This window comes from Streptomyces sp. NPDC018964 (assembly GCF_044390325.1).
Taxonomy (GTDB): domain Bacteria; phylum Actinomycetota; class Actinomycetes; order Streptomycetales; family Streptomycetaceae; genus Streptomyces.
Window position 1 is genome coordinate 39785 of the sequence record NZ_JBIRYZ010000037.1, and the last position, 10112, is coordinate 49896.

11 protein-coding genes are annotated in these 10112 nt (G+C 77.1%); 8 read left to right on the forward strand and 3 right to left on the reverse strand.

The window, feature by feature from the left end:
* Positions 1–172 precede the first annotated feature (172 nt).
* From ACH5AO_RS35640 to ACH5AO_RS35670, 7 genes are all read left to right on the forward strand, one after another.
* Positions 173–1177 (forward strand): glycosyltransferase, encoded by a 1005-nt coding sequence (locus tag ACH5AO_RS35640; RefSeq protein ID WP_398932077.1) that lies wholly within the window; start codon positions 173–175, stop codon positions 1175–1177.
* The gene (locus ACH5AO_RS35645; protein ID WP_398932078.1) at positions 1174–1995 is read left to right on the forward strand and encodes a D-glycero-alpha-D-manno-heptose-1,7-bisphosphate 7-phosphatase; all 822 of its coding nucleotides are present in this window, start codon (positions 1174–1176) and stop codon (positions 1993–1995) included. Before ACH5AO_RS35640 ends, ACH5AO_RS35645 begins: the two co-directional genes overlap by 4 nt.
* Positions 1992–2990, forward strand: a complete 999-nt coding sequence (locus ACH5AO_RS35650; RefSeq protein ID WP_398932080.1) for a glycosyltransferase family 9 protein — start codon at positions 1992–1994, stop codon at positions 2988–2990. Before ACH5AO_RS35645 ends, ACH5AO_RS35650 begins: the two co-directional genes overlap by 4 nt.
* Entirely contained in the window at positions 2987–3937 is a 951-nt protein-coding gene (locus ACH5AO_RS35655; protein ID WP_398932082.1) for a glycosyltransferase, read from the forward strand. The genes ACH5AO_RS35650 and ACH5AO_RS35655 overlap by 4 nt, the downstream gene beginning before the upstream one ends.
* Before the next feature lie 112 nt (positions 3938–4049).
* Positions 4050–5036, forward strand: a complete 987-nt coding sequence (locus ACH5AO_RS35660) for a glycosyltransferase family 9 protein (RefSeq protein WP_398932084.1) — start codon at positions 4050–4052, stop codon at positions 5034–5036.
* Positions 5037–5139: 103 nt separating this feature from the next.
* Positions 5140–6015 (forward strand): glycosyltransferase family 2 protein, encoded by an 876-nt coding sequence (locus ACH5AO_RS35665; protein ID WP_398932086.1) that lies wholly within the window; start codon positions 5140–5142, stop codon positions 6013–6015.
* A complete protein-coding gene (locus tag ACH5AO_RS35670) occupies positions 6012–6908 on the forward strand; it encodes a glycosyltransferase family 2 protein (RefSeq protein ID WP_398932088.1) in 897 nt (298 codons plus the stop codon). The genes ACH5AO_RS35665 and ACH5AO_RS35670 overlap by 4 nt, the downstream gene beginning before the upstream one ends.
* Positions 6909–7200: 292 nt before the next feature.
* On the opposite strand, the gene ACH5AO_RS35675 is transcribed toward ACH5AO_RS35670, so the two are convergent.
* Genes ACH5AO_RS35675 through ACH5AO_RS35685 form a run of 3 tightly spaced genes read right to left on the reverse strand, consistent with a single transcriptional unit; the run spans position 7201 to position 8763 of the window.
* Positions 7201–7401, reverse strand: a complete 201-nt coding sequence (locus ACH5AO_RS35675) for a hypothetical protein (protein WP_398932090.1) — start codon at positions 7399–7401, stop codon at positions 7201–7203.
* A gap of 52 nt (positions 7402–7453) precedes the next feature.
* Positions 7454–7774, reverse strand: a complete 321-nt coding sequence (locus ACH5AO_RS35680) for a DUF3040 domain-containing protein (RefSeq protein ID WP_398932092.1) — start codon at positions 7772–7774, stop codon at positions 7454–7456.
* Positions 7775–7833: 59 nt separating this feature from the next.
* Entirely contained in the window at positions 7834–8763 is a 930-nt protein-coding gene (locus ACH5AO_RS35685; protein ID WP_398932094.1) for a polysaccharide pyruvyl transferase family protein, read from the reverse strand.
* A 101-nt stretch (positions 8764–8864) separates the two neighbouring features.
* Between ACH5AO_RS35685 and ACH5AO_RS35690 the strand changes: the two genes are divergently transcribed.
* Positions 8865–9959: a winged helix DNA-binding domain-containing protein gene (locus tag ACH5AO_RS35690; RefSeq protein ID WP_398932096.1), complete on the forward strand. Its 1095-nt coding sequence runs from the start codon at positions 8865–8867 to the stop codon at positions 9957–9959.
* Positions 9960–10112: the final 153 nt, after the last annotated feature.

Genomic DNA, 10112 nt, shown 5'->3' on the forward strand with positions numbered 1-10112 from the left:
GGGCCAATGGAGAAAAGTGCCTAAAGCGCGCGTATGGGGCAAGCTGTCTCCAAGTGTTTGACACGACCGCGAATGCGGCACCCGCGTCCCGGTAGCAGCCCCACGCCTCAGAGGGACGGAGCACAGCCCCGATGCGCATCCTCGGTACCAGGGCCCGAACGAAGGCGTCCGGATGACGTCGTACGCCGTCGTGATCCCCACCCTGCTGCGGGACACCCTCGCCGACTGCCTCGCCGCGCTGGCCGCGGCGCGCGGGCCGCGCCCCGACGAGATCGTCCTCGTCGACGACCGGCCCGACCCCGATCCCGCGCCCGACGCGCCGGCCCACGCGCTCACCGTCCTCGGCGACCTGCGCGAACGCACCACCACCGTCGCCACCGGCGGCCGGGGGCCCGCCGCCGCACGCAACACCGGACTGCGCGCCGTCACCGCGCCCTGGGTCGCCTTCCTCGACGACGACGTCCAGGTGGGGCCGCACTGGTGCGCACAGCTCGTGCACGACCTGGCGGAGGCGTCCCCCGACACCGCCGGCGTCCAGGGCGTCATCACCGTGCCGCTGCCCGACGGGCGCCGCCCCACCGACTGGGAACGCGGCACCGCCGGACTCGCCCGGGCCCGCTGGATCACCGCCGACATGGCCTACCGCACCGAGGCACTCCGGCAGGTCGGCGGCTTCGACGAACGCTTCCCCCGCGCCTTCCGCGAGGACGCCGACCTCGCGCTGCGCCTGCTCGACGCCGGCTGGCGCATCCGCAAGGGCCGCCGCACCACGCTGCACCCGGTGCGCCCCGCCTCCCGCTGGGCGTCGGTGGCGCAGCAGCGCGGCAACGCCGACGACGCCCTGATGCGGCACCTGCACGGCCCCGACTGGTGGGACAAGGCGGTCGCGCCGCGGGGCCGGATCCGCCGGCACGCCGCGATCACCGCCGCCGGTGCCGCCGCCTGCGCCCTCGCCGCCGCCGGGCACCGCCGGGCGGCCACCGCCTGCGCGCTCGGCTGGGCCGCCGGAACCGCCGAGTTCGCCCGCGCCCGCATCGTGCCCGGACCGCGCACCCGCGACGAGGTGACGACCGTGCTGGCCACCAGCGTCGTCATCCCGCCCGCCGCCACCTGGCACCGGCTGGCCGGGGCCTGGCGCCACCGCAACGCCCCGGCCTGGCAGGAGGTGGCCCGATGAGCCCGGTGAAGGCGGTGCTGTTCGACCGCGACGGCACGCTGGTCCACGACGTCCCCTACAACGCCGACCCCGGCCTGGTACGGCCCGTCGACGGCGCCCGCGAGGCGCTCGACGCGCTCCGTGCCCGCGGCATCCGCACCGGCGTCGTCACCAACCAGTCCGGCATCGCCCGCGGACTGCTCACCGAGGCCGACGCCCGCCGCGTCAACCGGCGCGTCGACGAACTCCTCGGCCCCTTCGACGTCTGGGTCATGTGCCCGCACGGCCCCGACGACGGCTGCCCCTGCCGCAAACCCCGGCCGGGCATGATCCTCCGGGCCGCCGGCCGCATCCGCACGGACCCGGCCGACTGCGTCGTCGTCGGCGACATCGGCGCCGATGTGGAGGCCGCGCGACGCGCCGGCGCCCACGCCATCCTCGTCCCCACCCCGCAGACCCGCCCCGAGGAGACCTCCGCCGCCCCCCACGTGGCCCCGGACCTCACGACGGCGGTACACCTGCTCCTGAACACCCCACCGTGGGACGGGCCCACGGCCTCCCCACCGCCCGCCGCCCCGGCCGGGAAAACGCCGCCGGGGAGCACGGGCCCGGACGAGCCCCACATCCCGGCCGCCGCCGGGAGGGACGAGGCCGACACCCAGGCCGCCGCCGGGACGGACGTGGAAGGCCGCCCGGCTGGCCCCGCCTCCGGCGGGCGAGGGGTTCCGGCAGGCCCGGCGCCCGTCGGTGTCCGCTCTCCGGCCGGTCCCGCCCGTGACGTGCCGGCGCCCCCGGCCGGTCCCGGCGCGGAGCGCGTGCCGCGGGGGAGGACCGTGTGAAAGCCCTCGTCACCCGGCTCGACAGCTTCGGCGACGTGCTGCTCGCCGGACCCGCCGTACGGGCCGTCGCCGCCCGGGCCGACACCGTGACCCTGCTGTGCGGGCCGCACGGGGCACCCGCCGCACGGCTGCTGCCCGGGGTGGACGAGGTGCTCGTCTGGGACTCGCCGTGGACCGGGTTCCGGCCGCCCCGGGTCAGCCGGGAGGAGATCGACGCCGTCGTCGACGCCGTCCGCGCCACCGACGCCGACAGCGCGCTGATCCTCACCTCCTTCCACCAGTCCCCGCTGCCCACCGCCCTCCTCCTGCGCCTGGCCGGCGTCCGCTTCATCGCCGCCGACAGCGAGGACCACCCCGGCTCCCTCCTCGACGTACGCCACCACCGCGCCCCCCACGCCCACGAGGCCGAGGCCGCGCTCGACCTCGCCGAGGCCGCCGGTTTCCCCCGGACCGACGACGGACGGCTGCGGGTGCTCCCACCACCCGCGACCGGCGCGCTGACCGGACCCGGGGAGTACGTCGTCGTCCACCCGGGCGCCAGCGTGCCCGCCCGCGCCTGGAGCCCCGACCGCTGCGCACAGGCGGTGCGCGAACTCACCGCCGCCGGACGCCGGGTGGTCGTCACCGGCGGCGCGGGGGAGCGGGACCTGACCGCGTACGTCGCGGGCGGCCGGGCCGTCGACCTCGGCGGCCGCACCGGAGCCGCCGAACTCGCCGGCGTGCTCGCCGGGGCCGCCTGCGCGGTCACCGGCAACACCGGTCCCGCCCATCTCGCCGCCGCCGTCGGCACCCCGGTGGTGTCCCTGTTCGCGCCGGTCGTCCCCGCCGAGCGCTGGCGGCCGTACGGGGTGCCCTGCGTGCTGCTCGGCGACCAGGACGCGCCGTGCGCCGGGACCCGCGCCCGGCGCTGCCCCGTACCCGGCCATCCCTGCCTGGACACCGTGACCGCGCTCGACGTCGTCGCCGCCGTCGACAAGCTCGTGGAGGTGGCATGAGGATCCTGCTGTGGCACGTGCACGGGTCGTGGACCACGGCCTTCGTGCAGGGCCCGCACACCTACGTCGTCCCCGTCACCCCGGACCGCGGACCCGACGGACTCGGCCGCGCCCGCACCTTCGACTGGCCCGACTCGGTCGTCGAGGTGCCCCCGGAACGCCTGCGCGAGGAGCACGTCGACGTCGTCGTCCTGCAACGGCCGCACGAACTCGCCCTGGTCGACCGGTGGCTGGGCCGCCGCCCGCCGCTGGTCTACCTGGAGCACAACGCCCCGCACGGCGACGTGCCCGACACCCGCCACCCCGCCGCGGACATCCCCGGCACCACCCTCGTCCACGTCACCCACTTCAACCGCCTGATGTGGGACGCCGGGAGCACCGGGACCACCGTCATCGAGCACGGCGTCGTCGACCCCGGACCGCGGTGGACCGGTGAACTCCCGCACGCCGCCGTCGTCGTCAACGAGCCGGTGCGGCGCGGCCGCACCACCGGCACCGACCTGCTGCCGGCCTTCGCCGACGCCGCGCCCCTCGACGTCTTCGGCATGGGGACCGACGGGCTCGCCGGCCGGCTCGGCCTGCCCCCCGGCCGCTGCCGCTCGTACGAACTGACCCAGGCGGACCTGCACACGGCGCTGGCCCGCCGCCGGGTCTACGTCCACCCCGTGCGCTGGACCTCCCTCGGCCTGTCCCTGCTGGAGGCGATGCACCTGGGCATGCCCGTCGTCGCCCTCGCCACCACCGAGGTCACCGAGGCCGTACCGCCCGACGCCGGCGTGGTGTCCAACCGGATCGACGTACTGACCGACGCCGTACGGGACTTCGTCGCCGACCCGCGGTACGCCCGCCGCACCGGTGAGCGCGCCCGCGCGGCGGCGCTCGCCCGCTACGGGCTGTCCCGCTTCCTGGACGACTGGGAGCGGCTGCTGAAGGAGGTGACCCGATGAGGACCGCCACGGTGTCCGCACACACGAGCCCGCTCGGCGCCGCCGTCCTCGGCGGGCACACCCCCGGACACCTCCCGTCCGGCCCGCCGGCCCGCGCCACGGAGCCCCCGCGGTGAAGGGGACGCGCGCGCAGCGGCCACGGGTCCTGGTCCTGCGCGCCCTCGGACTCGGCGACCTGCTCGCCGGGGTCCCCGCGCTGCGGGCGCTGCGGCGGGGGTTCCCCGGACACGAACTCGTGCTGGCGGCACCCGCCGCGCTCGCACCGGCCGCCCGCGCCACGGGAGCGGTCGACCGGGTCCTGCCCGCCTCCGCGCCCGGACGGGCCGTGCCCCGCACCCTCGACTGGACCGGCCCGCCCCCGGACGTCGCCGTGGACCTGCACGGCAACGGGCCGCCCAGCCACCGCCTGCTGCAGGACCTGCGCCCCCTGCGGCTGCTCGCGTTCGCGCACCCCGGCACACCGGAGATCGAGGGCCCGCCCTGGTACGCGGACGAACACGAACGGGACCGCTGGTGCCGGCTGCTGCGCTCGTACGGCATCGACGCCGACCCCGCCGACCTGCTGCTGCCCCGCCCGCCCTCCGCGTCCCCCGCCCCCGGCGCCGTCGTCCTGCACCCCGGCGCGGGAGCACCCGCCCGCCGCTGGCCCGTGGAGCGGTACGCGACCGTCGCCGGGGCCCTGCGCGAACGCGGGCTGCGGGTGGTGGTCACCGGGGGAGCGGGCGAGGACGACCTGGTGGCGCGGCTCGCCGAGGAGGCCCGGCTGCCCGGCACCGACGTCTTCGCCGGCGGCCTGCCCTTCGACCGGCTCTCCGCGCTCGTCGCCGGCGCCCGCGCCGTCGTCAGCGGCGACACCGGCATCGCCCACCTGGCGGTCGCCCACGCCACCCCGACGGTCACCCTCTTCGGCCCCGTCCCGCCCGCCCGGTGGGGCCCGCCCGCGCACCCCCGCCACATCCCCCTGTGGCACGGCCCGGAGGGCGACCCCCACGGCCGGCACCCCGACCCGGCCCTCCTGCGGATCACCCCCGACGAGGTCCTGCACGCCCTCGGCCGGCTCCCCCTCGGACGCCTCCCGGAGAGGGTGATCACCCCGTGACCGCCGCCCCGCCCGCGGGCCACCGCCGACGACCCGGACGCGCACTGCCGGGACCCGTCCCGGCGACTGCGGGGCGGCCGGCCGGCGGAAGGGAGCACGCGTCATGACCCGGCGCCCGCGCCTCGGCGTCGTCATCGCCACCCGCGACCGCCGCGAGCGGCTCGCCGTCACCCTCCGGCAGCTGCGCTCCCTGCCCGAACGGCCCGAGATCCTCGTCGCCGACAACGCCTCCACCGACGGCACCCGCGCCATGATCACCCGGGACTTCCCCGGGGTGCGGGTGCTGGCACTGCCCGCCAACCACGGAGCGCTCGCCCGCAACCACGGGGCCCGCGCCCTCGACACCCCGTACGTGGCGTTCAGCGACGACGACTCCTGGTGGGCGCCCGGAGCCCTCGGCCGGGCGGCCGAGCTGTTCGACGCCCACCCCCGGCTCGGCCTGCTCGCCGCCCGCACCCTCGTCGGCCCGGACGCGGACCCCGACCCGCTCAACGACGTCCTCGCCGGCTCCCCCCTCGGCCCGGCCACCGACCTCCCCGGCACCCAGGTGCTCGGCTTCCTCGCCTGCGGTGCCGTCGTCCGCCGGTACGCCCACCTCGACGCGGGCGGCTTCCACCGGCTGCTGTTCTTCGGCGGCGAGGAGACCCTGCTCGCCTACGACCTGGCAGCGCGCGGCTGGGGCGTCACCCACTGCCCCGACGTCGTCGCCCACCACCACCCCGCCCCCGCGGCCCGCCCCGGACGCCCGGCGCTCCAGCGCCGCAACGCGGTCCTCACCGCCTGGCTGCGCCGCCCCGTCCCGTACGCCCTCGCCCGCACCGGGGCCCTCGCGGCCGAGGCACGCGGCGACGACCAGGCCCGGCGCGCCCTGCGCGAGACGCTCACCCGCCTCCCGGCGGCCCTGCGCGAGCGCAGGCCGCTGCCCCCGCACGTGGAACGGGCCGCCCGCCTGCTGGAGCCGGAGAGGACGACCGCATGACCGACCCCCGCACGACCGTCGTCGTCATCACCCACAACCGGCGCCCCGAACTGCTGCGCACCCTCGGCGAACTCGCCGCCCTCCCCGAGGAACCCCCGGTGATCGTCACCGACAACGGCTCCACCGACGGCACCGCGGAAGCCGTCGCCCGCCACCACCCGGACGTCCGCCTGCTGCGCCCCGGCCGCAACCTCGGCGCCGTCGGCCGCAACCTCGCCGTACGGGACGTCCGCACGCCGTACGTCGCCTTCTGCGACGACGACTCCTGGTGGTCGCCCGGCTCCCTCGCCGGCGCCGCCGACCTGCTCGACCGGCACCCCGCGCTCGGCTCGGTCACGGCGCGGATCGTCGTCGAACCGGACGGCACCGACGACCCGATCGTCCGCGAACTGCGCGCATCGCCCGTCCCCGGTCCGCCCTGGCTGCCCGGTCCCGCCCTCGGCTCCTTCCTGGCCGCCGCGACCGTCCTGCGCGCCGACGCCTTCCGCACCGCCGGCGGCTTCCACCCGCGCCTCTGGCTCGGCGGCGAGGAGGAGCTGCTGGCCGCCGACCTGGCGGCCGACGGCTGGTGGCTCACCTACGCCGATCACCTGACGGCCCACCACCAGGCGTCGGCCGTGCGGGACGCCACCCTGCGCCGGGTGCACGGCATCCGCAACACCCTGTGGTTCACCTGGCTGCGCCGCCCGGCCCGCCCCGCCCTGCGCCGCACCCTGTACCTGGCCCGCACCGTGCCCCGCGACACCGCCTCCCTGCGCGCCTTCGCCGAGGCCGCCGCGGCCCTGCCCTGGGTCCTGCGCGAACGCCGGGTCCTCCCCCACGAGGTCGAGTCCCGCCTGCGCCTGCTGGAACCCGCCCAGCGCACCTCCACGGCCCGCCGCTACACCGGCTGATCCGCCCCCGGACCCCCACCGCGCGCACCGGGGGACCGTCACTACGACGCACACCGGCGCCGAGAGGCACCACACACCGGGCGGCACACGCACCACCGACACCGCCCCGCACCCACCGGGCCCGCCCACGCCGCACCGGCGTCGTGCCGGGCCGCGCGTACGAGGTCCGCGCACCGTCGGCGCCGGGCCGCGCCGCGCGCCGGGCCCGCCCACGCGGTACTGGCTCGGGCCGCGCCGCACCCGTCATGGCCCGCCCGCCACCGAAGGCGGGCGGGCCGTGACAGGCGCGGGCTCAGTCCGTGTTCCCCGGGCGTTCGCCCTTGGGTCCGCGTCCGCGTTCCGTGCGCGGGCCGCGACTGCGCAGGCCTTCGCCCTCCTGCAGTTCCTCGTTGGCGGCCGTGTTGGCGTCCTGGTCGGAGACCCCGGAGTCCTCGGCGTCCTTGCGGAGCCGGGCCCGGCGGGTGTCGTACTTCTTGCTTCCGGGTTCGGGCACGGCGATCACCTCCTGTCGCGCCGGGTCCCCGCCGCCCCCGCGGGGCAAACGCTCAGCCGCCGGACCACCGGCACAGCAGCCGGAACGCCGCGAAGAGCGTGGGCGGCCACACCGCCGCGAACACCCAGATCGCCCACGGCGCCGAGGTGACGACGCCAATCACCATCAGCGCGACGGACACCGCGAGCAGGACCGCCACGGTCCGTCCGCGCGGACGGCAGGACGCGATCCGCGCCGGCGGACGCGTCACGTCGGGTCCCCGGCGGACCCGCAGCGTGCGCAGTCGCCGGGCCGGACGGCGGTCGCGGCTGAGCGCCCGCTCGATCTCGTCGAGGACGCGCTGTTCATGATCAGGGAGCCGACCGATGGACACCGTCTCTCCTCCAGCGACCGCGGGGGCAAGGACGTCCGGGTGCCCGGGAGCCGCCCCGCCTAACCGGTGTCGGCGCGCGGCGCCAGCACCTCCAGCAGCCGGTCCGCCCCGTCCGGCACCCGCCCCTCGCGGAACGCGTCGCGCGTCTGCCGGGCGGCCACCCGGCCCGAGGTCAGGCACCAGTCCCACCACCGCTCCAGCCGCCGCGCGTCCACCTGCTCGGCGGCGAGCAGCGCGGGCCAGCCGCAGGCCCTGGCCTGCGCGGTCACCTTGGCGCCGCCCGCCACCGGGTCCACCGCCAGCACCGGCGTGCCGACCCGCAGCGCCAGCACCAGCCCGTGCAGCCGGTCGGTGACGACGAGGTCGAGCCGGGCCAGCACCGACTGCACCTGCGCGGGCGTCGCGCTCAGGTGCCAGTCACGGGTGTCCAGCCGGGTCTCCAGCTCCAGCCGGGCACAGTCCTTCCCGGCCAGCCAGCGCGTCACCCGCTCCGCGACCTGCCCGTGCCGCCGCCGCTCCCCGTACTCCCGCTGCCCGTGGGTGAGGACCACCCCGACCACGGGCCGCGCGGGCACCACCGGGGCGCGCGCCGCCAGGTCCTCGGACGGCTCGCCGCCCGGGGCGTCCCGCGCCAGCACGCGATGGAAGCCGGTCACGGCCGCGTCGCCCGGGTCGATCACCGACGTCCCCACGGCGATCCGCACACAGTGCGCGAAGCGCCGGTGCAGCTCCTCGACCTGCGGCCCGTGCAGCGGCCCGCACACGAACACCAGGTGCGAGTAGTCGCCGGGCCGTACGTCGTCGAAGTGCGGCGCCTCCGGCCGGAAACCGGGGCTCCACACGACGTCGTACGCCATCCCGGCGCCCCGCAGCACCTCCTCCACGCGGCGCAGCGCCAGCACGTCCCCGGCGGTCGCCTCCCCGTCGCGGAAGCTGAACCACCCGGTCAGCAGGACCCTGCGCGGTCCCGGACGCTCTCGTCCGTACACAGCGCGCACCGAGTGCCCCGCCCCGGCGGAAGGCAATCAGCACCGCACGCCGACGGCCATCGAGGACAGGATCCGACCTAGACGGCCGCTAGCGTGCGGACATGACGACGACGAAGCGGACGCTCGGCACCCGGGCGCTGAACCGGGCCACCCTCGCACGGCAACTGCTGCTGCGCCGCTCACCGATGTCCGCCGAGGACGCGGTCGGCCACCTCGTCGGTCTCCAGGCGCAGAACGTCAAACCGCCCTACTACGCGCTCGCCGCCCGCCTCGACGGCTTCACGCCCGAGGCGCTGTCCCGGCCGATGGCCGGCCGCGCGGTCGCCCGCATCGTCACCCTGCGCTCGACCATCCACACCCACACCGCCCGCGACTGCCTCACCCTGCGGCCCCTGGTGCAGCCCGCCCGCGACCGCGAGCTGAACCAGTTCCGCAAGGGGCTCACGGGCGTCGACCTGGGCCGGCTCGCCGCCCTCGCCCGGGAACTCGTCGAAGCGGAACCGCGCACCATGAAACAGTTGCGCGAGGCCCTGCTGAAGGAGTGGTCCGACGCCGACCCGCAGTCCCTCTCCGTCGCCGCCCGCTGCACGCTCCCCCTCGTGCAGATCACCCCGCGCGGACTGTGGGGCCGTAGCGGCCAGGTCACGCTCACCACCGCCGAGCACTGGCTGGGCGAGCCCGCCGAGCCGATGCCGACGCCGGACGCCACCGTGCTGCGCTACCTCGCCGCCTTCGGGCCGGCCTCCGTGAAGGACATGCAGGCCTGGGCCGGACTGACCCGGCTGCGCGAGGCCTTCGAACGCCTCCGCCCGGACCTCGTCACCTTCCGCGACGAAACCGGCACTGAACTCTTCGACCTCCCGGACGCGCCCCGCCCCGGCCCGGACACCCCCGCCCCGCCCCGCTTCCTGCCCGAGTTCGACAACCTGCTCCTCTCCCACGCCGACCGCACCCGCGTCGTACCGCCCGAGTACCGGGGCCGCCACTGGCAGGGCAACACCGCCCACCGCACCCTCCTCGTCGACGGTTTCCTGGCGGGTCTGTGGCGACTGGACGAACACGCCCTCGTCGTCGAGCCGTTCGGCCGGCTCGACGGGCGGCGGTGGGAGGAGGTCGTCGCGGAGGGGGAGCGGATGCTTGGCGTGATGCACCCGGGGACGTCGTACGACATCCGCCTCGGGACCGTGCGGAGGTGAACGCGGGCATGGAGAGGGGGGGGGGGGGGGGGGGGGGGGGGGGGCGGCCCCCCCCCCCCCCCCCGCGGCCCGGCCCCCCCGGCGACGAGGAACAGGACAAGGTGGCCTGCGCTGCTAGGAAACAACCAAACCGAAGAAACAAACAACAAGCAG